Source organism: Bacteriovorax stolpii (assembly GCF_002872415.1).
GTDB lineage: Bacteria > Bdellovibrionota > Bacteriovoracia > Bacteriovoracales > Bacteriovoracaceae > Bacteriovorax > Bacteriovorax stolpii.
The window spans coordinates 3,609,158-3,632,355 of sequence record NZ_CP025704.1 but is presented as its reverse complement, the minus strand read 5'-3'; the positions used below and the strand labels follow the sequence as shown (position 1 = coordinate 3,632,355).

Here is a 23,198-nt window from a genome sequence, read left to right as displayed (position 1 = left end):
TTGTGTTTTTTCACTCTTATTTGACGCACTATAAGTAGCCTCCTAAAGAATGACAGTATAAAATGCCTCCTTCTTTAGGAGGTTTTTTTATGTCTCAAACCCAGACACTGGAAGGGAAGCGTGAGCTATTGCTAAAATTAAGACAAGAGTCTGAACTTGGCGGCGGCGAAGCCCGTATTAAAAAACAACACGAACAAGGCAAATATACAGCGAGAGAAAGAATTGAGCGCCTGGTAGATCCGGGATCATTTCTTGAATTTGATCGTTTCATTATTAGTAAAAAAGCGGTTATGGGAAAAGGAGAGTCTTTTCTTGGTGACGGTGTAGTTACAGGTATTGCAACTATCAACGGACAAAAGATCGCTCTATACTCTCAAGACTTTACTTGCTTTGGTGGATCTCTAGGATCTGCTCACGCAAAGAAAATCTGCAAGATCATGGACTTTGCTCTTGAAAACAGAATCCCAATCATCGGAATGAACGACTCAGGTGGAGCTCGTATTCAAGAAGGTGTTGAAGGTCTGGCCGGATACGGTGAAATTTTCTACAGAAACGTAAAGTGTTCTGGGGTTATTCCACAAATCTCTCTCATTCTTGGGCCATGTGCAGGTGGAGCGGTCTATTCTCCAGCTCTAACAGATTTCATCTTTATGGTTGATAAGACATCTTATATGTTCGTAACAGGGCCAGATGTTATTAAGACCGTAACTCACGAAGAAGTAACAAAAGATCAGCTTGGTGGAGCTGGGACACACGCTGAGAAATCAGGTGTAGCGCAGTTTAAAGTTGGATCGGAAGATGAGTGTTTTGAGAGAGTTCGTGAACTTCTTTCATACATTCCACCGGCGAACTTCACTAAAGCGACTCCAAAATACACGTCGGATACAATCTATCGCGACAACGTAAAAATTAAAGAAACAGTTCCAGCTAATCCGAAAAAACCGTACGACATGAAAGAGATCATCTTTGATGTTGTTGACGATGCTCAATTCCTTGAAGTTCATAAAGACTATGCAAAGAATATCATCGTTGGTTTCGCTTCAGTTGGTGGAATCAAGATTGGTATCGTAGCTAACCAACCTTCAGTTCTTGCAGGGGTTTTAGATATCGATTCATCTGAAAAAGCAGCACGTTTCGTAAGATTCTGTGACGCTTTTGATATTCCTATCCTAACTTTAGTAGATGTTCCAGGGTTCCTTCCAGGAACTAACCAGGAGTACGGCGGGATCATTAAGCACGGATCAAAACTTCTATATGCTTACTCTGAGGCAACTGTACCTCTAATCTCAATCATCACTCGTAAGTCTTACGGTGGTGCATATCTGGTTATGGCGTCTAAACACATCAGAACAGACGTTAACCTTGCTTACCCAACTGCGGAAATCGCGGTAATGGGAGCTGAAGGTGCGGTAAACATTATTCACAGAGGTGAAATGGAAGGGTTAACTGGAAAAGCTTTCGACGATAAGAAAGCACAGTTAATCGCTGACTATGAAGAGCAATTCGCAAATCCTTACAGAGCTGCGGAACTTGGGTTCATGGACGCGATCATTCTTCCGGAAGAAACTCGTAAGAGAGTTTATGAATACCTTGTTGCTCTTAAGAATAAGAAGCAAGAGAAGCCTAAACGTAAACACGGGAACATCCAACTATGAGCCAAGGTACAACAAAGACGACTTCATCTAACAAAAGAATTCTTATCATTAACCGTGGAGAAATTGCCTCTCGTATCGCTAAGGCGTGTCGCGAGTTAGGTCACACTGCTGTTGGTGTTTGGACTGATAACGAAGTTCAAGCAAAACACCTTGAAATGTGTGACGAATGGGTAAGACTTCCAGGGTCTACAAATGCTGAGACTTACTTAAACATTCCAAACATCCTTGATGTTTGTAAAAAGTATAAAATTGATGGTGTTCACCCAGGGTACGGGTTCCTTTCTGAAAACACAGAGTTTTCTCAAGCTCTAGTTGATAATGGAATCACTTGGATTGGACCACACCCGGAAGCTGTAAGAGTTATGGGTGATAAAGCGGTTTCAAAAGAATTTGCTCAGAAAGTTGGTATGCCAGTCGTTCCTGGTTCAACTGGCCCGGTAAAGTCTATTGAAGAAGCTATTAAAATTGGTAATCAGATTAAATATCCTATCCTTCTTAAAGCTGTTGCTGGTGGTGGTGGACGTGGTATGCGCGTTTGTCACAACGAGGAAGACGTTAGAAATAACTTCGAAGCTGTAGGAAGAGAAGCAGCGGCTGCTTTCAAGAACGGTGACTTACTTGTAGAAAAATACATCGTAAACCCACACCATATTGAAGTTCAGATCCTTGCTGATAGAAAAGGAAACGTTTTCCATTTCTTCGAAAGAGAATGTTCAATTCAACGTCGTCACCAAAAGATCGTTGAAGAAGCTCCATCTCCATTCATTGGTGATGATGAAGATCTTCGTCAACGCGTTTGTATGTCAGCGGTTAACCTTGCTAAGGCCATCAAGTATGACTCTGCAGGAACTGTTGAATTAATCATGGGTGAAGACAGAGAGTTCTACTTCCTTGAGATGAACACACGTATCCAGGTAGAGCACCCGATTACTGAAGAAATCACAGGAATCGACTTGATCGTATGTATGATCCAGTCTGCTTTCGGTGACGATCTTGGGATTCCTTCGCAGGAATGGATTAAGAGAACAGGTCACGCTATTGAATGCCGTATCTGTGCTGAAGATCCAATCACGATGCTTCCAGCTCCAGGAACTGTAACAGGTTGTGAAACGAACTTCCCTCAAGGAACTCGTTTTGATAACTGTCTTTATAAAGGACTTCAAGTCACTCCAGACTTCGACCCGATGGTAGGAAAGCTGGTTGTTAAAGGGATTCTAAGAGAAGTGGCAATCAGAAAAATGAAAGCTGCTCTTGATGGTCTTTTAATCGAAGGATTAAAGACGAACATCCCTCTTCATAAAGTGATTATGAAGAACGAAGTTTTCGTTAAAGGTAAATATTCAACTAACTTCATTGGTACTGAAAAACCTCAAGAGCAGGTGAGTACAGACATGAACTTCACGCACATCTACAAACAGATTGCGGGAATTGAAGCAAGAAGAATGGGGTTATAATGAGAACGTATTTAATTGATAACGATAAAAACGAATACATTATCGACCTGACAAAAACGATCACTCACTCAGCAGAGATGGTGGAGTTTGAGTTCAGAACGATTAAAGATCAAAAAGAAGTTAACAAGGAAAACATCTTTGTTAGAAAACTTGCTGATCAGTACTTTGCTTCAACTGATGGTGTAAGATGGAATAAGCTTGCTCGTCAGGATTCTCCAGGGATTATGCTGAACGTGGATAAAGTTTTCAAGCTTTACCGCGGATACAAGCCATCTTCACTTGGTGGTGGAGACGAAGGCGGACTATTTACGCAAATGCCAGGTAAAGTTGTTAAGATCAACTGCAAAGTTGGCGACAAAGTTACTAAAGGTCAGACACTTTTAATTCTTGAAGCTATGAAAATGGAAAACGAGATTAAGTGTGGAACAGACGGTGTTGTTAAAGCTATCCACGTTAAACCGGGAGATGCTCTTGATAACGGCGTTCTTATGATCGAAGTAGAAGCGGAATAAGATTTTTTTAAAAAAGCTTTATACGAAGGCCCCAGCATTGTCTGGGGCTTTTTTATTGGTAAAAACCAATGAGTTCAGGAAAAAGGGCCAGCATCTTTTCCTGTCTGACTTTATCAAGAGACACTGTTTGCATTAAGAACATCTTTCTATCAGAAGGAGAGTCTTCTGTTTTTTCTTCAGCGTAGTTAAGTACCATGTGAAGTTGTTGGATTAAATGCTCGATATTGTCGATCTTGTATGTCTTAAGTTTCTTCTCGATGAAATTTAAATATAAGTCTCTTAGGGCCTTCTTTTCGGCCTGGGAGAAAATCGTCACATTATAAAAAGTCGGGTGGTGGACGATATTGAGTCCAATCTGACTTCCATCGGTAATGAGTTCCTCTTCAATCAGGTGCGAGAAGAATTCGGGCAGATGAAAAGCGTTGAGCACACTCACCGTTGGAGTGATGTAGTATTTGATATGCGAGTGAGACTGCATCTGGCGGTGGTTTTCCTGGATTTTCTTCCAGTCCATACCGCTTCTGATATATTCGCCTTTTTTTCCAAATCCGTCGTAACTTAAAAAAAGGCTTACATCGCTAAATTGCTTCCAGTAATCAAAAGTGATTTTATTTCCCAGCTTAATGGCCGAGAAGTTGGTGTTGTAGTGGAGTGTAAGATCAGTGTTTTTTAAGGCCAGAAGCTTTTCCAGCATCAGGTAGTGATCTGGTTCAAGTAGAGGCTCTCCGCCAGCAAAATAGACTTTTTTAAGTGTCGGTAGCATAGGGTCTATCATGCTCCAGAATTCTTCTTTGGTTTTTGTCGGTCTTAGGATTTTGGTGAATTTCTCTGAGGGAGTAAGTTCATTAAAATCTTCATACCAAGATGAACTTGAATTGGGGCCACATGTGCGGCACTTGAAGTTGCAGGCATTAGAAAAGCGCAAATCAAGAGAAGTGATATTAAGTTCAGGAAGAGTGCCATCTGGTGCTGTCTCGGCAATTCTCTTTTCGATCTCGTTTTGAAAGTCGCGGTTAGAGTCTTGTCTTAAACTAGTTCCACCGCATTTTTCAATATCGTAGCAGTGAGTGCAGGAGGCGACTTTTTTGCCTTCAAGCATATCTGTGCGAATTTTTTTATAGGCGGGAGAATTGTAAATTTCGGCCAGTGAGTTCTGGTGAAGGTGACCAATCGCTTTATCTCTCGTCGATAGGCAGCAAGGAAATGCTCGCCCATCTGCCTCGATTGCCGAATGCAACCAAGGGAGAATGCAAAAGGTCGACGAGGTCACTTAAGGACCTCATTAATATAATCTTGGGCGGCACTTAGAGGAGATTTTTTCTCCGCGGTGACTTCGCTTTCAAGGCTTGCACGTTTGTCTTTGTATTCTTTTTTAGAATTAAGTCTTAGCTCGATTAATTCATGCACTAGTTTATGAAACCAGTTTTTATTTTGTTCAGCTCTTTTTGTTTTAAAAGCGCCGGCAATGGCAGGAGTTGTTCTGTATTCGCTGATGATGTCGTAAACGTTATCAATTCCGGTTTTTTCCAGAGACGAAGTCGCCACAACTTTTGGTTTCCATAAAGAAACAGAAGTTAAAAGTTCAACTGCACCTGTGTATTGTTGAACAGCTGCTTTTGCCAGTTGGATCGTCTGTCCATCGGCCTTATTTACAACGATAAGATCAGCGAGTTCTAAAATTCCTCTTTTGATCCCTTGAAGTTCGTCACCCGCATTGGGAAGCATAAGAATGGCGAAAAAATCCACCATGCTATGAACTTCGTATTCAGATTGTCCAACACCAACAGTTTCAACGATAATGAAATCAAAACCGGCAGCTTCGCAAAGAACGATGGCCTCTCTGGTTTTAAAAGCGACACCACCTAATGAACCTGAAGTGGGAGAGGGACGAATAAAAGCTTCATTCATTGATGAGAGTTTTTCCATTCTCGTTTTATCGCCCATGATACTTCCGCCATTAATCGGAGAGCTTGGGTCGACAGCGAGAACGGCAACTTTATGTCCTTTAGCGATCAGGTGTTGCCCAAAAGCTTCGATAAAGCTCGACTTTCCTACACCTGGAACACCGGTGATCCCAATGCGAAAGCTTTTTCCCGAATGAGGAAGAGCTTTATCTAAAAGATCTTCTGCAAGAGCACGATCAGAATCTTTAGTTGATTCCAAAAGAGTGATGGCCCTTGCTAAGGTTCTTCTATCGCCGCTTATCAGTTTGTTAAAATCAATCATCATTAGCCTTTAAGGTTTTCTTCGATCGCTTTTAGAACATCGCGGGCTGCAACAGGAATAACTGTTCCTGGTCCGAAAATTCCTTTAACTCCTGCTTTCCATAAGAAGTCGTAGTCCGTTTTTGGAATAACTCCACCGGCAACAACGATGATATCGTCAGCACCAAGTTTTTTAAGTTCTGCAATTAAATCCGGGATAAGTGTTTTATGTCCGGCAGCTTGAGAAGAAACCCCCACAACGTGAACGTCGTTTTCTACAGCTTGTTTTGCGACTTCAGCAGGAGTTGAGAAAAGAGGAGCAAGATCGATATCAAAGCCAACGTCAGCAAAAGCGGTTGCAATAACTTTTGCTCCGCGGTCGTGGCCGTCTTGACCCATCTTCGCAACGAGCATTCTCGGACGGCGTCCGTGTTTTTCTACGAAAGCTTTAATGTCCTCTGCGATTTTCATCCAGTTCTCATCCTTTTCAAAAGATTTACCGTAAACACCGGTTACTGTTTGTGTATTAGCATTATAGCGTCCCCAAACTCTTTCCAGGGCGTAAGTGATTTCTCCAACACTGGCGCGAAGGCGAGCGGCCTTAACGGCAAGGTCAAGTCCATTTCCTTTTCCAGTGCGAGCGTATTCTGTCAGCTCCTCAAGAGCTTGCATCACAGCTTCGTCATCGCGGTTGTTTCTTAGTTTTTCTAAGCGGACGATTTGTGAGTCGCGAACTTTATGGTTATCAATTTCAAGAGTTTCAATCGCGTCTTCTTCTTTTAGACGATACTTATTGACCCCAACGATAACATCTAGCCCTTTATCAATGCGGGCCTGTTTAATGGCCGCTGATTTTTCAATGTTAAGTTTTGGAATGCCAGTTTCGATCGCTTTTGCCATTCCACCAGCTTGTTCAACTTCATCAAGGATGGCCTGAGCTTTATCGATCATCTCTTGAGTCAGAGCTTCCATCATGTATGATCCACCCCAAGGGTCAACGACGTTTGTGATGTGAGTTTCTTCCTGGATAATGATCTGAGTGTTTCTGGCGATTCTCGCCGAAAATTCAGTCGGAAGTGCGATGGCCTCATCAAAAGCATTGGTGTGTAGTGACTGAGTTCCACCGAAAACAGCGGCCATAGCTTCAATCGTTGTTCTGATAACGTTGTTGTATGGGTCTTGCTCAGTCAGTGACCAACCAGAAGTCTGGCAGTGCGTGCGAAGTATTTTCGAGTCTTCTTTTTTCGGGTTGTATTTAGAAACAACTTTATTCCAAAGAAATCTTGCAGCTCTAAGTTTTGCAATCTCCATGTAGAAGTTCATTCCGATACCAAAGAAGAATGAAAGTCTTGGAGCGAAGTCGTCGATGTTCATGCCAGCGGCAAGAGCAGTGTCGATGTATTCTTTTCCGTCAGCGATTGTGTAAGCAAGTTCTAGAACGGCATCCGCTCCAGCTTCCTGCATGTGGTATCCTGAAATAGAGATTGAGTTGAATTTTGGCATATTCTTCGCTGTGTAGGCGAAGATGTCAGCGATCGCTCTCATTGAAGGAGCTGGTGGGAAGATATAAGTGTTTCTCACCATGAATTCTTTTAAGATATCGTTTTGGATAGTTCCAGAAAGTTTATCTTGAGAGACGCCTTGCTCTTCAGCAGCAACGATGTAGTTAGCTAAAATTGGAAGAACGGCTCCGTTCATTGTCATTGAAACAGAAACTTTATCTAATGGGATTCCATCAAAAAGAATTTTCATATCTTCAACGGAGTCAATTGCTACACCAGCTTTTCCAACATCACCTGAAACGCGTGGGTGGTCTGAATCGTATCCGCGGTGAGTGGCAAGATCGAAAGCAACTGAAACCCCTTGAGCCCCAGCAGCGAGTGCTTTTCTATAGAATGCATTTGATTCTTCAGCTGTTGAAAATCCAGCATACTGACGGATCGTCCATGGACGTCCAGCGTACATAGTGGCTTTTGGCCCTCTGATAAAAGGCTCAATTCCCGGCATTGTATCTGTAAATTTTAGTTTTTCTGTATCAGCTTTAGAGTAGAAGGCCTTAACCGGAATTCCTTCTGGAGAGTTCCATGTCAGGTCACTTGGCTTTTTGCCTTTAGTTTCTTTTTCGACGAGTTTTTCCCAATCGTTTAACATACATTTTCCTTTAGATGAGAGATGCTCTTACTCTAGCAAAGAGTTGTTAAAGTGGGAAATTTGATGCGTGGCTCAGAGCGGGTTTTAGACGACAACTTTGAGATTGTTACAGGTTTTGCACACTTCGTGCTTGTAGCGGAATCCTTGCTTTAAATCCTCTCGGAAGGACTGATACTCTGGCTTGATCCAGATGTCTTTAATATGTTCGTTAAAGACGTTGCCCATGACGGTTTTTTCCTGATAGTCCTCATAACAAGTTACGACGTTTCCATTGACGGTGACAACCAGAGCGCAAGTGGGAATCAGGCACATCTTTTTTGAAGGTTGATCAAGTTTTTTTCCGTAATCAACCAGGTTGCCGCGATTAGTGTAAACGAGCTTAGAGTAATCAAAAAACTGATTGCGGGTCTTTTCCTCAGAAGAGAGTCCGTTGTAAGTTTCTTCAAAAGCAATTTTAGTGAGGCCTTTATGTTTGGTCACAGTAAAGCGATCAACACCAGCTTTTCTGAGAGCTTCATAGCGCTCAGGATTTAAGTACACACCATTAGTAAAAATTTCAGACTGACTTTTAGGTAAAATTTCTTTGCTGAGTTTGACGAAAGATTCAAGTTTCGGGTGAAGCATCGGCTCGTTGTAAAAGTGATAACTGATTTTCCCTTCGTAATTGATGTCTTTTAATTGATTCATGATCACGCGGAAATTTTCCAGCGACATGAGGCCTTTGTTAATCCTTTCAGTGTTTGAATTAGGACAATAAGTACAAGCTAAGTTGCAATGATGATTGATTTCAATTTCAATGCCTAGAAAATACTTAGTCATGTCTTGGGTGCCGCGTAGATTTCCCCAATGGGAAATGCTTTATTATTGACATTAATTCGTTAACTGTAGAATACTTTTGGAAAGAAGGCAAAAGGGGTTTATTCATGTTTGAGAGCAATTATTCGATTCCAGAAGACATCGTTTCTAGATCTAATCAAGATGGAACAGTGATCCTGATGAAAATGGATGAAGGTAGTACGTTCTTTAAGATTAATGGAGCTGCTGCAGAAATCTGGAAAGAGATGGTGGCAAAAAAAGATCTTAATCAAATCGCTGAAGAAATGTTTTCTACTTACAATGCACCAAAAGAGCAAATTCAATCTGATATCAAGAATTTCGTTGAAACTCTGGTATCGAAAAACCTTCTGGTAAAAGCTTAATTATTTATTTTTTTGATAACAAAATCCCCAATGATGAGATATTCAATGGGGGTCTTTTCCATAAAACGTCTAGCGTCTGCCACAGTTTCTAAAATCGGTTCATCCATGACATTGAGTGAGGTATTTAACAGACAATAAAGTCCGCTTTTTTGACCGAACTCGTTAATTAATTTGTAGAATCTATCGTTTTGACCAGCTCTCACTGTTTGCATACGAGATGTTTCATCTATATGACTCACTTCTTTTAAAGTGGTCTTGAATTCAGGGCGGACTTTGATCGCATAAGACATATAAGGGTTGTTAAAGCCTTCTTCGACATCAAAGTAGAGATGAGCCTTCTCGTAGAGCGCCGAGCAGCCATAAGGGCGGAAACTCTCTCTAAATTTGACATCGGAATTGAGTCTATCTTTGAGGCCGGGAATGTCAGGGCGAGAAAGGATGCTGCGGTTTCCAAGAGCGCGAGGGCCTGATTCGCTTCTTCCTTGAAACCAGGCAACCGTTTGCCCCTCGCAAAGAAGTTGAGCAGTTACTTTTGTAATATCTTGGTGTTTTTCTAATTTAAATTCATTTGAACTGAAATGCTTTTCAATTTCATGATCAGTCGGCACTGAACTTTGAGCGCCAAAATAGGCCGATTGGTTTTCAAATAAAAGAGGTTGCCATGATTCTGGATGTTCTTTGAATTTTAGTGCGTGCGCCAGACCAAAACCAATACATTCGTCACCGGGGAATGGAGGGACGAAAATTCTTCTAAAAAGATTCTGGTAGAGGATTTTTGCATTATTGGTGCAATTAAGGGCGCACCCTCCAGTGAGGATTAGGTTTTCATATTCAGGGTGAAGCTCTTTGATTTTAGCGATGATTCTCGCGTAATCGTCTTCCAACGCTTGCTGGACCGTCGCTGCGATATTTTTAAAAAGAGTATGGTCTGTATTTTCCCAATCTTGCTTGGATTTCTTTTTAAAGCTTAAATCCCATGGAAGATTTTCCATGAAATCGTAATAGTCTTTTAAAGGGAGTGCTTTTCCAAATGAGGCCAGTCCCATAACTTTTCCCGAAGAGTTAGGAGAGTTGAAAATAAACTCAGAAGCTTTTTCATAAGCAGAACCGATACGGTTTCCGAAACTGTGTTGAGAGTGTTTGTGAGATTTAGAAAAGCGAATCGTTTGCCTGAAGGAAGGGGTGAGTTTGACTCCGTCTTGCAAAAAGACTGAACATTCCTCATATTCTTCTACATTCACTTCAGTTCCGGCTCCGTCCATGACAATGATTACTGCTTTTTCAAAAGGTGAAATGGCAAGTGCCGCAGAGGCATGACAGAAATGGTGAGAGATAAAAGCGATGTGTGGGTTAAATCTGCTAGTGAAAAAATCTAAATTCTCTTTTTTAAGATAATCATAAAAAGGGAAGATTCCATTTTGGATGTCTTCAATTTGCATCGGGTGATGAACGTCGCGGTTTTCTGCTATTATCAAATTTGAGCGATCAAGTCTTTCATTAAGAGATTTAAGTGGAAGCTCTGGCCAGGCACCGGAGTTTTTTTTACGGTTTAATCTTTCAGTTAAGAGCATTTCGACAGACTGATCCTGATCGATTAAACAAACAGAAGAGCTATATTTTGTTTTTCCCAGACCTAAATATTTTTTTTTCATTTGGCGTACGCCTTAAAAAAAGAAACAAAAGCGGGATCGGAAAATGAATGAAAACAGCGTTGGATATCTTCTTGTGATTCAAATTCTTTCTGTTGAGAAATTAAAATTTGGGCCAGGGATTTAGGTTTTAGGCTTTCATTTTGAAGAGGAAGGCGGGCCATTTCATTTTTTAAAATTAAGTGAATCGTTTCCATTGAAAAAGCTTCAGGAAAACCAGGCTGTCCTTGTTGTCTTTCTCGCACGGCCAGCAAGAGAGTTTCGGTAAATTGTTTAAGAGGTATGATTGGCCCGGTGTCTGTTAAAAGAGCTGTGACGTAATAAATATGATTAGGATAATGATTTTTATACTCTTTGTGTCCGCCCCAGTCTGATAAGACACAAGTGGCACCAGAAAGAAGTGCTCTAAAGGCGGCCATGCCAAAGTTTTCATCAGAGTGAGTTGAAGGGCTGACAAAAATATAATTTGAGCCAAGCTCTCTTTGAATATCCAGTCGGTGCACAAAACCTTTAAAAGTGACTTGGTCTTCTAGGTTTAAGGTCTCAACTAATTTTTTGAGTTTTTCCAGATAAGTATTCTCTTTCTGGCCAATATTGGGATAACCCAAGTGATCTTCGCTCCCATATAAATAGAGAGGATGATTCTCTCTAATACTCAAGGGGAGATCTGAATAAGCTGTGATTAATTGGTCCAGATTCTTTTGTGGAGAAATTCTTCCAATATAAACAAAAGGAGCACTCGCACTTAAGTGGTCATGGAGCATTGGAGAATCAGAAATTGTAAAAGGGATCTTTTGAGTCCTGGCGTTCTCAAAAGAGATCTTCATTGATTCTAAATCACCTTCGCATGTACCAATAAAAAGATCATTGGAAGTAAAAAGAGACAGAACTCCAAAACGTTCAAGTGGCCAGAGCCCAATAGTTGCTAGCCCGTGAAGATAGAAAAAAAAGGGAGTGTCGATCTTATAACTCTCTCTGATTATTTTAATAAAGCGGGCAATTTTTGTATTAAAACATGAAATCACAATCAGGTCTGAAGAAATAAGCGACGGCATAAACTGTGCTGGTGTTGAGTCTTCGACATTGATTGTTGTTAGTAGGTGATTTTCTTTTTGGGCCAATTCACACCATGATCTCTCAATCATAGGAATAATTTCCTGCATACTTGTCCAAACAAAATTATCTTTGCTGGTCAGAAGGACAATTCGCTTTTGATTAGGCATGAATCCTCTTTATTTTTTCCAGCCACTCTTCCATTGTTTCATTCAGGCTCACGTGCACTAGCAGGATGCGGGAAAGAATATCAATTGTTGGAAGGAAATCAAATTTATGCTGAGCTTTTGGAAGTAGTGCATGCCACTGCCAAATGTGATGGGCCGGCCTTAACATGGGAGAATTGGTTTTGATCCCAAGGTTATTAAGAGAGATCACCATGGCATTTACGGCTGCTGCATCTTTACATAAAAGGCGAGTTGTTGTGAAACATTCGCCGTTTTTATCATAGGTAGGAATGTGCTCGAATCCTAATTCTGAAAAACGATGATCTAAAAAATCTTTTCTTATTTTTAAATCCGCGATGATTGTATCTAGTCGATCTAGTTGAACATTCATCATGGCACCTTGAATTTCAGAGGCGCGCATAGATTTTCCGGAAAATTTGGCAATGGAATAGAGGTCTTTATGAGTGACACCAAACTGGTTGCAAGTGTCGTGATAAAGAAACGCCCTTTGATAAAGTTCTTCATCGTTCACGCTCAAGGCTCCACCCTCTCCACACGAGATGATTTTATCAACGTTAAAAGAGAAACAACCAAAAACTCCAAAGCTTCCGAGTTTTTTATTCTGGTACTGACCGCCGACTGCTTGAGCACAGTCTTCGATGAGAGCAATGTTGTGAGTCTGACAAAAATCCGTCAGTGCATTCATGTTGCAAGGATAACCGTCCATGTGAACGGCGATGAGTGCCTTGGTTTTATCAGAGACTTTATGCTGTAAATCGACAGGGTCAAAACTCAGGTGTTGGTCGATGTTCACTACAATCGGAGTGGCCTTGAGTTCTAAAGCAGCGGCCGCTGTTGCAAAAAAAGTGTAAGCGGGAATGAGAACTTCGTCGCCTTCAGTGATTCCGAGTGAAAAGAGAGCATTTACCAGAGCATTGGTACCGCTTGAGAGTAGAATGGAATTTTTAGAATTGAGATAACGAGCGAAGGATTTCTCAAATTGTGAGCACTCTGTCTCGACATCCTTGCCTTGGTATCTGAAGAGTTTCTTGGTTTTCAAGACTCTTTCGATCGCCTTGATTTCCAGGTCGTCACAGTAATACATAGGGCCTTTTTCCTCGATTTTCGCTCTTAAGATACACCATCTTATTGGCAATTTACCGACTATGTAAATACGAAGGGAAACGCTAAGCTATTGTCGCGTAGTGTAGTTTTTTTAAATTTTGTTAATTTAGAATATTGGTTTATAGTATTAGCTATACAAAAATGAGGTTTAGCATGGAAGATAACAAAAATAAGGCGCTTAAGGACTACGTTTTTGGAGAGATCAAGGAATACGATCTTGAAAAAATCGAAGCAGAAGTTCTAAAAGACAGCGTTTACCTAGACGTTTTTGCTGGTTCTGATGTCGCATTTAAAAACGATATCTCAGCTCTTAATGCACAAGACGCTCTTTCAAAGCTAAGCCAACTTCAAGCTTACAACTTCACTTATAAAACTTCAGAATTCCCGGAACACAACTTCCCACAAGGTGAGCAGTTTGGTTTCATGGCCCAAGAAGTGGAAAAAGAATTTCCTCAACTTGTAAAAAAAGACCCTCAAGGACACAGCTTCGTGAACTATCAGCAAATGATTCCAATCATGGCTGAGACGATCAAGAACCTGAACGAAAGAATTCTTAGCCTGGAAGAGCAGTTAAAAAACAAGTAATGCATCTCTCTTCTTTTACGTGGTAAAATGATAAGTAGAGCAATTGGTTACTTCATTTGTCTTCTCGCTCTTATTCTCCCATGGAGATTGCGTGTAATATTAAGTGAAATCCTGGGTTGGATCACTCAGTTCGTTTATTTCACTTATTTTGGAATCCTAAACTACATTCTGGGCGAAATTAGAAAGGCCAAAGAGCTCGAAGAAGAAAAGAGGAAGCAGTCATGAATCCATCAGGAAAAGCTGTCGCCATTTTATTCTCTGGAGGAACAGACTCAACATTGACTGCGGCCATGCTACAGGAGAATTTTGAGAAAGTTCACCTGGTCACTTATGACCGTTTCGGGTTTCACGCCACAGACAATACCGCTGTTCAAACTCAAGCTTTAAAAGAGAGATACGGTGAGGACCGTTTTGTTCATACGTTTTTAAACGTTGATAAACTTTTCCAACATGTCTCTTACGAGAATTATTTTGAGAACATCAAAAAACATGGGCTCTTTAATCTTTCAACATGTGGGCTTTGCAAGCTTTCTATGCACGTCAGGACAATCAAGTATTGTATTGATAACGAAGTTTACTTTGTCGCCGATGGAGCTAATCAGGCCATGACGATGGAGCCGGCGCAGATGAAGCCGGTGATTGATGAGATGAAAAGAATGTATGCCCATTTCGGGATTACTTATTTTAATCCAGTCTTTGAAATGGATGGCCCGGAAGATAAAGACTTTATCAATAAGTCTAATGCCAAGCTTTTGGCCCGCGAGTCAGATTACAGTGTCGCTAGTTTTGAAAACGAAAAGACCCCGGGGTTCAGGCTTTATAAAATGGGGCTGGCGCCTTCTCCCAATGTAAAAGGTTCAGACTATGATAAGAAGAGGCAACCTCGATGCTTTCAGTTTATCATTTTTAATATTTTCGCTCTGAAATACTTCATGGCCAACAAAACCTATGAAGAATACACTGATCTGACGACGAAGTTTTACTCGGATAAAATTAAGTCGATGATTAAGTTGATAGAAAATCGCAATGACAAAAAAGTCAAAGAGATGCTGGATTAGATCATGAGTTTTTTCGACCAGGATTTAGGATGTTGTGGAGCTAGTTTTGAAAAGAATAATATTTCTTTTTTAGGGCTGCTTACGCTTTCAACGACTGCGCTCCTTTTACTGTCGATTCTTTGGGTTTTAACCTGGCCCTTATCACTAGTCTTTAAATCATGGCACCATGTTTTGGGTGTTGTGATTAAGGCCAATGCTGATTTGATTAAAAACAGCTCACTTTTACGAAAAACAAAATGTGAGATGGCGGGAAAGATTCTAAGGTATTCCCCAAGAGCTTCAGGTCTTTTTTTTAAATCATTTAATTTTGTTATACTCTTGTCTTGCTGGGGACTTTGTTTCGCGGGCCTTTCATGGTGGATCTTGAAATGAGTCTCGATATTAAAAAAATCCGTGCAGACTATGAAGTACTAAGTAAAAAAGTAGGAGGGCAACTTCCTATTTATTTTGATAATGCTTGTACAACACTAAGACCTGCAAGTGTCATTAAGGCCTCTCAAACTTATTATACCGATCATCCAGCTTGTCATAACCGCGCTGTTCATAAGTTTGGAAAACAAACGACAAAAGAGTATGAAGCAGCAAGAAGTACGGTCGCGCGTTTCCTTGGTGCTGATAAGCCCCAGGAGATTGTTTTTACCAGAAATACGACAGAGGGAATCAATCTTATTGCCAATGGATTGGACTTCAAAAAAGGTGATATTGTCCTGACGACAAATATGGAGCACAATTCAAATTTAATCCCCTGGCAAATGCTGGCGATGGAAAAAGGAATTGTTCATAAGTTGGTCGACATAAAAAAAGATGATCAGGCCTTTGATTTAGAATCTTATAAGAAGATTTTTACTGAAGGCAAAGTCAGACTGGTGTCTGTTTTTCATACGTCGAATGTTACGGGAATGAGTCTTCCAATTAAAGAGATGGTGCAAATCGCCCATGAAAATGGAGCCTTCTTTTTACTCGATGCTGCTCAGGCCATTGCTCATCAGAAAATTAATGTTAAAGAGCTGGATGTTGATTTCCTGGCCTTTTCATTTCATAAAGCCTTTGGCCCTTCAGGGTTTGGCTCTCTTTATGGGAAGTTTGAACTTCTTCAAAAATTAAAGCCTCTCCTTTATGGAGGAGAGACTGTTTTAGATGCAGACTATACTTCGTTTACTTTTGCAGAGACTCCTTATCGTTTAGAAGCAGGACTTCAAAATTATGCAGGAGCGATTGGAGGGGCCGAAGCCCTTCGTTATATTGAGAAACTTGGCATTGAGAGCTTTCATCAACATGAAGTAAAAATTAATCAATTCATCACGCAAGAGCTTTTAAAGCATTCAAGTATTGAAATCCTGGGTCCAAAAGAAGCAGAACTTCGTTCAGGTATTTTAAATTTCTCTGTGAAGAATAAAGATATGGGAGAGCTTTCGATTCTCCTGGATGAATCAAAGAATATTATGACCAGAAGTGGTTTTCACTGTGCCCATGCCTGGTTTCATAAAGAAAATCTTCCTCCTACATTGAGACTTTCATTTTCTGTTTATAATACTCAGGAAGAAGCAGAGACATTTGTTTCAGTCATTAATCAGATTATTCAGTTTTATTAACAGGTAACAATGTACGATAAATCGACTTACACCAGCCTGAATGCCATCAATGAGAAAATATCTTTTCTTCAAGATCGCTCTGGCTTTAAGTACGATTTTGACATCTCTCCCTTCCAGCATTTCGCTTCAATGAGGAATCAGGCCGAAAAAGGGGCAGAGCTCTTTCCTCAGGGGATTCCTCATTTAATTGGGGCCACCTCAGACTGCCTGCAATGTTATTACGGCTTTCAACTCGATACCTATATGAATGGGTGCACTCATGAATGTGTTTACTGCTGGGCCAAAGCGGAGCTTTCTAAGATTAACCAATGGAACAGCCCGGTACCTGTGCCTATTGATATCTCATCATTGTGGGAGCTTTTTTATAAAGCATTCGAAACAGATGACGATTTTCCTCTGAGAGAAGTCTTTATAAAACGTGTACCATTAAGGATTGGTTCGATGTCGGACCCTTTTCTTTCGATGGAAAGAAAATATAAAAACACGCTTGAGACACTAAAAATTCTAAAGGCCTATAATTATCCTTTTTTATTTTTAACCCGCTCGCCAATGGTCGCGGAAGATGAATACCTAAAGTACATGGACCCGGAAAAGGCAACAGTGCAGTTTTCGATTCCTACTTTAAATGAGCAAATGGTTAAGCTTATTGAGCCTGGGACAGAATCGCCATATGCAAGATTAGAGGCCTTGAGAAAGTTAAACCAGGCCAAAGTTTTTACCTCGGTAAGACTCAACCCGCTTTTTCCTAATTTTCCTGATGGGCATCTGAGCGGAAAAAAAGGAAGCTTTGGCGATAGGCCTGCTTTTGATTTTTTTAATCCTTCAATGATTGAAGAGATCAGAAGTTATGGCTGTAAAAACCTGCTTGCTGGTTTTGTTCATATGGATGGCAAGACAACTCAGGCCGTGAGTCAGAAAGTTGGTTTTGATCTTCGCTCACTTATGAAAGAGGAAATCAAGCAAACAACAGAAGGCTTTAAGTATAGTGCACCGGAAATCAGGTCTTATTACGAAGCTATTTCTCAAAAATGCAAGGAAGTCGGAATGGACTTTTCGACTTGTTATCTTGGCCTGGGAGAAAGTTACTTCTGGAAAGACCAGGATCTTTGGGCCGACAAAAAAGACTGTTGTAACTTAAAGAAGAATGTTTCTGCTTTTAAGAGTGACACGAGAGAAATTGCTTTCACAAAGAAAATGAAAATTCTCTACCCCGAAATGAATTCATTGCAATTAATTTTTAACTCTGGATGGTTATACCGCATGAGAAGTTATTTGCTTAAGAACCTGTGGGATTAGTGTTGGAAACTCCGGTTTATATTTTAGGACTGGCCTACGGCTGGGAGAAGTCTGGAGCTGTTTTATTAAAAGATGGCAGAGTTGTCGTTAATTTTTCAGAATCTCACTTTAGCCATTTAAAAGATGATTACTCTTTTCCCAAAGAATCAGTGCGCGCATGTTTAAAGAAAGAAGCAATTACCCTTAAAGATGTAAGTTACATTGGTTTTTACGATAAACCTCTTCTTAAGTTTGAGCGAGTCATGAAGGATATCATCTTCAAAGTGCCTTTCTCTTTTCTGCGTTTTATGAAGACGACAAAAGAGTGGATTTCAGAAGGAAAGATGCTCTTTAAAAATCAGATGAGCGAAGAGCTTATGAAGCTTTATCCCAATGAGAAAGTTCCAGAAATTCTTTTTAGCGAAATGCCGGTGACTAAAGAGCTTTTAAATATACATTTGTCTAAACACTTAAATGCTTACGATTTCGGAGCCGCCTGCGCTGTTTGGGAATTACATTTAAAACATACTATTCCCGCGGATAACTTTCAGGCCTATGAGCATTTCGAAGATCAACATTTTGAACCGATAAAAAAACTAAGCCTCGATCCTTTTTTGCCAAACCAAGGTCAATTAGAAAAAGGGGAGTTAAGAAAGTTTGGGATAGTTATGGGATTGTTGATCCTTGGGCTTTTTGGTTTTGCTATTCCTTATTTAAAACACACACCTCATTCATACTGGCCGATGGTTTGGGGGCCATTATTGATGATCTTGGGACTGCTTACTCCAGAGTGGCTTAAGCGGCCTTATGTTGTTTGGATGGTTATTGCTAAGATCGTAGGGAAAATAAAATCTTGGGGATTTTACACCGTGCTTTATTTTCTTATTTTGTGCCCTTACGCTCTTGTTGCCAGAGTTTTTTTCAGAAAAGCTCTGAGAGAAGAAAAAGCAGTTGATAAACATACGCTCAATATGAAGAGCATCTTCTAGAAAATTGCCTTACATTTCGTTTTCGTTTAGACTTTACTCATGGATAGAGTCAAGGAATTATCAGTCACTACAATTGAAGACGGAAGGGGAGAACTTTCTGTTTTTGAGAGTATGAAAAGTGTTCCTTTTGAGATCAAACGTGTCTATTACATCAAAGGCATGCAAGCGGGCATTTCCAGAGGATTTCATGCTCACCGCAAACTTTCTCAAATGCTTATTTGTATTCAAGGTTCATGTCGAGTTTTAACTGATGATGCTTTCACTAAAAAAGAAGTCACTCTTTCTTCAAATTCTAAAGGACTTCTTATTAAGAATATGGTCTGGAGAGAAATGCATGACTTTAGCCAGGATTGCATTCTCATGGTTCTTGCAAGTGAGTTGTATGATTCAGAAGACTATATCTGCGATTACAATTGCTTTTTAAATGAAGCTTCACCGGCCTCTTTAACGATGTCGTTATGATCGAATTTTTAAATCTTAAAAACGCAACTTCTCCTTTAAGGCAAGAGCTTATCGAGGCCTGTACTCGTGTCATTGATTCAGGACGATTTATCTCTGGAAATGAGCTGAAGTCTTTTGAAGAGGCTTTTGCAGCATTTTGTGGGACAAAGTACGCGGTTGGTGTGGGCAATGGTCTGGATGCTTTAACTTTGGTCTTAAGGGCATGGAAAGAGCAGGGAAAACTTCATTCTGATGATGAAGTTATTATTCCGGCCAATACTTATATTGCATCGATGTTGGCAATCACTGAAAATAATCTCGTTATTAAAATTGTCGAACCAAATCCAGAAACATTTAATATTTCTCCTCTGGAAATAAAAAAGGCCATCACTAAAAAAACGAAAGCGATTATTCCTGTGCATCTCTACGGGCAACTTGCACCGATGACAGAGATTATGGCGATCGCCAAAGAGTATCAGCTTTTAGTGCTTGAAGACGCAGCCCAGTCTCATGGCTCGGCCTTGGCAGGGAAAATGGCCGGAGGATTTGGAGACGCGGCAGCTTTTAGCTTTTATCCTAGTAAAAACCTGGGAGCTCTAGGGGATGCTGGGGCCGTTACAACTAATGATCAAAGTCTTTATGAGCTTCTTTTATCTCTTCGGAACTATGGTTCAAGAGAAAAGTATCAGCATGATTACCAAGGGGTAAATAGTAGACTGGATGAGATTCAGGCAGCGATTCTTCAGGTGAAAATGAAATATTTCAAAGAAGACCTGGAGGCGAGAAGAAAAGCGGCCATGTTTTATCTTTCCCGGATCAAGAACCCCAAGATTCAACTTCCAGTCTATACCGATCATGAAAGCCATTCATGGCATTTATTTGTTATTCGTTCAAATGAGCGAGATGCTTTAAAAAAGTATTTAGAAGACAATGGCATTGAAACTCAAATTCATTACCCAAAAGCGGCCCATGAGCAAAAAGCTTATCATGGATATGATTTAGGAACATTTCCGGTCGCGGAAAAGTTACAGTCTGAAATCTTAAGTCTTCCTCTGAGTTCTTATATCAGTGGAGAAGACCTTCAAAAAATTTGCAATGTTCTTAATCGTTTTTAAATGAAATTAATGTGCTGAGGAGGCTGTGCAGAACTTTCTAAAAGAGGGCCATTGTTTTCTTTTAAATCGTAAAGATAAGTGTTCACTAAATGCTGAAGGCATAATGTGCCACACTGAGTTTGCGGGTTGAATTCATCAGAGCCGATATACTCCATGACTTCGCGAAATTTCTCTCCATGCCAGATTTCTTTAAAAGACTGCTCGCAGATGTTTCCAATGTGAAAGCGTTTTTTATCAGTCGCAAAGAGGTCTCCACATGGGGCGACAAGTCCTGTTCCTGAAATTTGGAGCATGAGAGTCGGGCCAAAACACTTTGTGTATTCACGTTTTCCCTGACTCATTATTTTGGACATTTTTGCAGTGATTTGAGTGACAGAATTTGAGCGTCTTTGGGCCGCTTCTAGAACATCTTTTAACTCAAAATATTTGCTGTAGTCGATTCCAAGTGTGCGGTCCTTGTCATCAGAGCAGTGTTTGATAACTAAATAATCCACTCCCATTTCGACAGCAAAATCGGCAAGAGGAATAATGTCTTCACCATTTTCTGGCATGAGCACCATCTGCAGACCGATAGTTGTTGTGAGGTTATTTTCTCTTTTAATGCGCACAAGCTCTTCAATATTCTTTTTCACTCTAAAGAAAGCTTGCTGGCTGGTCCCGTGAATTTTGGCATAACGCTCAGGAGTGGCAGCGGAGATATTGATGCGCAAATAAGTGAGCGCAGGAAGAATTTTTTCTAAATCCAGAGGTCCAAACTTTTCACCATGAGAAGCTGCGGCCATATCCAGACCCAGCCTTTTTCCTTCAAGAACAGCATCACTAAAAACAGGTGAGAGTGTACTTTCCCCATCTCCGGTAAATGTGATGGCCTTTACACCTAATTCAGCGCAGTCGGCAAGAAAACGAAACACAACATCTTTAGTCATGCGATGACCTTCATTTCGTTGAAAGAAGGCGTAACAGTAGGTACAGCGGTAATTGCAGTCTTGAGTCAGCGCCATATCGATAGTGATTGGCGGAACTCTTTTACCAGCAATCCAATCCTTGATTCGGTCGGAATGCCAGCTCAGTTTATGTCCATCTAAAATAATATCACTTTTAATAATAAAACCGCTGTCAGAGGGGACTTTTAATTAATAAAATCATATTTCTGGTATAAAGTTAATATAATTTCTTTTCTTGTATCGGAGTTCGTTTGGTTTTTTTTGAGCGTTTTAAAAAAGCAGGAAGCACCCTTCAGTTCATAGCTTTTGCTTTGTTATTCACCATTCTTTTTCTGCGTGTTAATCACCAAAACATGTCCGTCGAAAAGAATATCTACGATTATTACTCAGAAAGTATTGTTAATGACTTCGATCTTAATGTCATCAATCAGGTGCCTGATAAAGAACGTTGGCAGATTACAAGAAGTGGCAATTGGCCGGATGTGCATTCAAACGGCATTGTGACGATGTGGGCGCCTTTTTTTGCATACAAAAAGGTCATGCAGACATTTGTCTCAGAAGACAATAAAAAACTTATTGTATTGACCAGATCCTTAGCCACAGTGTTTTTTAGTGTCGTGACGATTATCCTCATGGTCTTTCTTTTAGGGGAGCTTTTTCCCGGAAAAAACCGAGGATGGGTTTTCATCACACTCTCTCTGACAACATCTTACTGGTGGTTTACTTTTGTACAACCAGGTAACGCTGATGTGACTTCAAGTGTGTTTGCAACATTTGAAATAGGAATGTTTTTCTATTTATTAAAAAATTGGTCGACTCGTTCGCTGTTTTTTTTCGGGCTTCTTTTGGGAGCAGGACTAGCACTTAAGATTGACCATATATTTTATTTTATTTTGCCCGTCTACTTGTTGATTCAATATTTTTTAGCGACTAGGTCATTTAAGGCAACGATTAAAAATGGGCTTATTTTTAGTGCCGGTGTGTTGATTAATCTCATTCCTATGCTAGTTAACGATTCGGTTAAATTTGGTTTTGTTAATTACGGTTATGCCGATGTGGTGAATTTTGATTACTATATGCTGTGGCCAAACCTGGTTTATCCGTCAGGATTTTTTAATAATTGCCCAATTTATTTCGCCTGTTTTGTAGGATTAATTAGTCTCCTATTTGAAAAGAAAAAAGATATTCCTCTTATTATTTTAGGGAGTATTCCTTTTTTAGCCTTAGTTATTGAGTCCTTTGCCCGCATTCATCACGAAAGTTACGGGGCTCGCCATTGGGTTCCTCATTTTGCTATATTCGCCATTCTTTTGATGAGTCTTTATGAAAAGATAAAAGATGTTCGGTGGAAAAAAATACTCTTTGTAATTTTTATCGTGTTGGCATCTGGGCAAAACATCATCAAAGGTTTTAGTTATATTTTAAATTATGAGCATTTTTTCTTTGGACGAAATCAATGGCAAGAGATGGCTGCTTGGTTTTCTTACCAGGGGATAACAGGTCTATTTGCGAATATTTTCTATTTTCCAGAAGTAGGGTTAAAGTTGAGATTTATGCTTCCCTTGGTCTTAATATGCGCCTTTGGTACGATGAAGCTTTATCGCTATCTTGCGATTGAAAAGAAGAGCATCCTGGCCCTAGTGTCTGTTCTTACAGTGTACTTTTCTTGCTCTTATTTGCTGATTACTGGGCTTAATTTAAAATACAACCAGCAAAACTATATTGCCTATAAGGCCACAGGAAAGCTTGATCAGGCCATCGTTGGCGCTGGACCTAACATTCAATCCTTATTTGAAAACCTGGGGACTTATGAAAAGCTTCTGCGCTTCTATCGTTATCGCGAGGATGAAAAAAGAGTTCAAGTGATCGAAAAAAGCCGCAAGGCCTACATTCAAAAAGCGGCTTCAGAGATCATTTATGATCCCGTCGGCTTTAAGGAAAGTCTCCTGAAAAGTGACGGCGGCTTCATTTCAGATGAAATCAGAGATGATTAAATTTTAATAGAATTTATAGAGAAGTTTAGATACCGT

21 protein-coding genes are annotated in these 23,198 nt (G+C 40.3%); 13 read left to right on the top strand and 8 right to left on the bottom strand.

Annotated elements, in window-relative coordinates:
• Positions 1-89: 89 nt before the first annotated feature.
• Genes C0V70_RS17930 through C0V70_RS17920 form a run of 3 tightly spaced genes read left to right on the top strand, consistent with a single transcriptional unit; the run spans position 90 to position 3,621 of the window.
• Positions 90-1,655, top strand: coding sequence for an acyl-CoA carboxylase subunit beta (locus tag C0V70_RS17930; protein ID WP_102245240.1), 1,566 nt, complete (start codon positions 90-92; stop codon positions 1,653-1,655).
• The gene (locus tag C0V70_RS17925) at positions 1,652-3,109 is read left to right on the top strand and encodes an acetyl-CoA carboxylase biotin carboxylase subunit (RefSeq protein WP_102245239.1); all 1,458 of its coding nucleotides are present in this window, start codon (positions 1,652-1,654) and stop codon (positions 3,107-3,109) included. Before C0V70_RS17930 ends, C0V70_RS17925 begins: the two co-directional genes overlap by 4 nt.
• The gene (locus C0V70_RS17920; protein WP_102245238.1) at positions 3,109-3,621 is read left to right on the top strand and encodes a biotin/lipoyl-containing protein; all 513 of its coding nucleotides are present in this window, start codon (positions 3,109-3,111) and stop codon (positions 3,619-3,621) included. Before C0V70_RS17925 ends, C0V70_RS17920 begins: the two co-directional genes overlap by 1 nt.
• Positions 3,622-3,673: 52 nt before the next feature.
• On the opposite strand, the gene C0V70_RS17915 is transcribed toward C0V70_RS17920, so the two are convergent.
• The 4 genes from C0V70_RS17915 to C0V70_RS17900 all read right to left on the bottom strand — a co-directional run bounded on the left by C0V70_RS17915 (position 3,674) and on the right by C0V70_RS17900 (position 8,795).
• The gene (locus tag C0V70_RS17915) at positions 3,674-4,891 is read right to left on the bottom strand and encodes a twitch domain-containing radical SAM protein (protein WP_102245237.1); all 1,218 of its coding nucleotides are present in this window, start codon (positions 4,889-4,891) and stop codon (positions 3,674-3,676) included.
• Entirely contained in the window at positions 4,888-5,850 is a 963-nt protein-coding gene (gene meaB / locus C0V70_RS17910; RefSeq protein WP_208107764.1) for a methylmalonyl Co-A mutase-associated GTPase MeaB, read from the bottom strand. Before meaB ends, C0V70_RS17915 begins: the two co-directional genes overlap by 4 nt.
• Positions 5,850-7,976, bottom strand: coding sequence for a methylmalonyl-CoA mutase (gene scpA, locus C0V70_RS17905; protein WP_102245235.1), 2,127 nt, complete (start codon positions 7,974-7,976; stop codon positions 5,850-5,852). The genes meaB and scpA overlap by 1 nt, the downstream gene beginning before the upstream one ends.
• 84 nt (positions 7,977-8,060) lie before the next feature.
• The gene (locus C0V70_RS17900; protein ID WP_102245234.1) at positions 8,061-8,795 is read right to left on the bottom strand and encodes a radical SAM/SPASM domain-containing protein; all 735 of its coding nucleotides are present in this window, start codon (positions 8,793-8,795) and stop codon (positions 8,061-8,063) included.
• Positions 8,796-8,899: 104 nt separating this feature from the next.
• Here C0V70_RS17900 and C0V70_RS17895 point away from each other — a divergent pair, with 104 nt between their 5' ends.
• Entirely contained in the window at positions 8,900-9,175 is a 276-nt protein-coding gene (locus C0V70_RS17895; RefSeq protein ID WP_102245233.1) for a PqqD family protein, read from the top strand.
• Here the strand turns inward: C0V70_RS17895 and C0V70_RS17890 are convergent.
• From C0V70_RS17890 to C0V70_RS17880, 3 genes are read right to left on the bottom strand one after another with little or no spacing between them, the layout of a single operon-like run.
• Positions 9,172-10,827 carry a carbamoyltransferase C-terminal domain-containing protein gene (locus tag C0V70_RS17890; RefSeq protein ID WP_102245232.1) on the bottom strand — a complete coding sequence of 552 codons (1,656 nt, stop codon included), beginning with the start codon at positions 10,825-10,827 and terminating at the stop codon, positions 9,172-9,174. The genes C0V70_RS17895 and C0V70_RS17890 overlap by 4 nt on opposite strands.
• Positions 10,824-12,047, bottom strand: coding sequence for a glycosyltransferase (locus tag C0V70_RS17885; RefSeq protein WP_102245231.1), 1,224 nt, complete (start codon positions 12,045-12,047; stop codon positions 10,824-10,826). The genes C0V70_RS17890 and C0V70_RS17885 overlap by 4 nt, the downstream gene beginning before the upstream one ends.
• On the bottom strand, positions 12,040-13,149 hold the full coding sequence (locus C0V70_RS17880; RefSeq protein WP_102245230.1) for an aminotransferase class I/II-fold pyridoxal phosphate-dependent enzyme: 1,110 nt from the start codon (positions 13,147-13,149) through the stop codon (positions 12,040-12,042). Before C0V70_RS17880 ends, C0V70_RS17885 begins: the two co-directional genes overlap by 8 nt.
• A gap of 173 nt (positions 13,150-13,322) precedes the next feature.
• Between C0V70_RS17880 and C0V70_RS17875 the strand changes: the two genes are divergently transcribed.
• The 8 genes from C0V70_RS17875 (at position 13,323) to C0V70_RS17840 (ending at position 20,224) form a co-directional block, all read left to right on the top strand.
• Entirely contained in the window at positions 13,323-13,754 is a 432-nt protein-coding gene (locus tag C0V70_RS17875; RefSeq protein ID WP_158649743.1) for a tail fiber domain-containing protein, read from the top strand.
• Positions 13,755-13,781: 27 nt separating this feature from the next.
• On the top strand, positions 13,782-13,979 hold the full coding sequence (locus C0V70_RS19105) for a hypothetical protein (RefSeq protein ID WP_133566658.1): 198 nt from the start codon (positions 13,782-13,784) through the stop codon (positions 13,977-13,979).
• The gene (locus C0V70_RS17870) at positions 13,976-14,812 is read left to right on the top strand and encodes an adenine nucleotide alpha hydrolase family protein (protein ID WP_102245228.1); all 837 of its coding nucleotides are present in this window, start codon (positions 13,976-13,978) and stop codon (positions 14,810-14,812) included. Before C0V70_RS19105 ends, C0V70_RS17870 begins: the two co-directional genes overlap by 4 nt.
• A gap of 368 nt (positions 14,813-15,180) precedes the next feature.
• A complete protein-coding gene (locus tag C0V70_RS17860; RefSeq protein WP_158649742.1) occupies positions 15,181-16,404 on the top strand; it encodes an aminotransferase class V-fold PLP-dependent enzyme in 1,224 nt (407 codons plus the stop codon).
• Positions 16,405-16,413: 9 nt separating this feature from the next.
• Entirely contained in the window at positions 16,414-17,700 is a 1,287-nt protein-coding gene (locus C0V70_RS17855) for an SPL family radical SAM protein (protein ID WP_102245225.1), read from the top strand.
• Positions 17,691-18,668: an SxtJ family membrane protein gene (locus C0V70_RS17850; protein WP_133566659.1), complete on the top strand. Its 978-nt coding sequence runs from the start codon at positions 17,691-17,693 to the stop codon at positions 18,666-18,668. The genes C0V70_RS17855 and C0V70_RS17850 overlap by 10 nt, the downstream gene beginning before the upstream one ends.
• Before the next feature lie 39 nt (positions 18,669-18,707).
• A complete protein-coding gene (locus C0V70_RS17845; RefSeq protein ID WP_102245223.1) occupies positions 18,708-19,130 on the top strand; it encodes a sugar 3,4-ketoisomerase in 423 nt (140 codons plus the stop codon).
• Positions 19,127-20,224 (top strand): DegT/DnrJ/EryC1/StrS family aminotransferase, encoded by a 1,098-nt coding sequence (locus C0V70_RS17840; protein ID WP_102245222.1) that lies wholly within the window; start codon positions 19,127-19,129, stop codon positions 20,222-20,224. The genes C0V70_RS17845 and C0V70_RS17840 overlap by 4 nt, the downstream gene beginning before the upstream one ends.
• Here the strand turns inward: C0V70_RS17840 and C0V70_RS17835 are convergent.
• Positions 20,221-21,225: a radical SAM/SPASM domain-containing protein gene (locus C0V70_RS17835; RefSeq protein ID WP_208107765.1), complete on the bottom strand. Its 1,005-nt coding sequence runs from the start codon at positions 21,223-21,225 to the stop codon at positions 20,221-20,223. The genes C0V70_RS17840 and C0V70_RS17835 overlap by 4 nt on opposite strands.
• 194 nt (positions 21,226-21,419) lie before the next feature.
• Between C0V70_RS17835 and C0V70_RS17830 the strand changes: the two genes are divergently transcribed.
• Positions 21,420-23,162: a hypothetical protein gene (locus tag C0V70_RS17830; protein ID WP_102245220.1), complete on the top strand. Its 1,743-nt coding sequence runs from the start codon at positions 21,420-21,422 to the stop codon at positions 23,160-23,162.
• Positions 23,163-23,198: the final 36 nt, after the last annotated feature.

Coding starts and splice junctions, on each gene's coding strand:
- C0V70_RS17930 (WP_102245240.1), top strand. CDS start 90: ATGTCTCAAACCCAGACACTGGAAGGGAAGCGTGAGCTATTGCTAAAA.
- C0V70_RS17925 (WP_102245239.1), top strand. CDS start 1,652: ATGAGCCAAGGTACAACAAAGACGACTTCATCTAACAAAAGAATTCTT.
- C0V70_RS17920 (WP_102245238.1), top strand. CDS start 3,109: ATGAGAACGTATTTAATTGATAACGATAAAAACGAATACATTATCGAC.
- meaB (WP_208107764.1), bottom strand. CDS start 5,850: ATGATGATTGATTTTAACAAACTGATAAGCGGCGATAGAAGAACCTTA.
- scpA (WP_102245235.1), bottom strand. CDS start 7,976: ATGTTAAACGATTGGGAAAAACTCGTCGAAAAAGAAACTAAAGGCAAA.
- C0V70_RS17900 (WP_102245234.1), bottom strand. CDS start 8,795: ATGACTAAGTATTTTCTAGGCATTGAAATTGAAATCAATCATCATTGC.
- C0V70_RS17895 (WP_102245233.1), top strand. CDS start 8,900: ATGTTTGAGAGCAATTATTCGATTCCAGAAGACATCGTTTCTAGATCT.
- C0V70_RS17890 (WP_102245232.1), bottom strand. CDS start 10,827: ATGAAAAAAAAATATTTAGGTCTGGGAAAAACAAAATATAGCTCTTCT.
- C0V70_RS17885 (WP_102245231.1), bottom strand. CDS start 12,047: ATGCCTAATCAAAAGCGAATTGTCCTTCTGACCAGCAAAGATAATTTT.
- C0V70_RS17880 (WP_102245230.1), bottom strand. CDS start 13,149: ATGTATTACTGTGACGACCTGGAAATCAAGGCGATCGAAAGAGTCTTG.
- C0V70_RS17875 (WP_158649743.1), top strand. CDS start 13,323: ATGGAAGATAACAAAAATAAGGCGCTTAAGGACTACGTTTTTGGAGAG.
- C0V70_RS19105 (WP_133566658.1), top strand. CDS start 13,782: ATGATAAGTAGAGCAATTGGTTACTTCATTTGTCTTCTCGCTCTTATT.
- C0V70_RS17870 (WP_102245228.1), top strand. CDS start 13,976: ATGAATCCATCAGGAAAAGCTGTCGCCATTTTATTCTCTGGAGGAACA.
- C0V70_RS17860 (WP_158649742.1), top strand. CDS start 15,181: ATGAGTCTCGATATTAAAAAAATCCGTGCAGACTATGAAGTACTAAGT.
- C0V70_RS17855 (WP_102245225.1), top strand. CDS start 16,414: ATGTACGATAAATCGACTTACACCAGCCTGAATGCCATCAATGAGAAA.
- C0V70_RS17845 (WP_102245223.1), top strand. CDS start 18,708: ATGGATAGAGTCAAGGAATTATCAGTCACTACAATTGAAGACGGAAGG.
- C0V70_RS17840 (WP_102245222.1), top strand. CDS start 19,127: ATGATCGAATTTTTAAATCTTAAAAACGCAACTTCTCCTTTAAGGCAA.
- C0V70_RS17835 (WP_208107765.1), bottom strand. CDS start 21,225: ATGGCGCTGACTCAAGACTGCAATTACCGCTGTACCTACTGTTACGCC.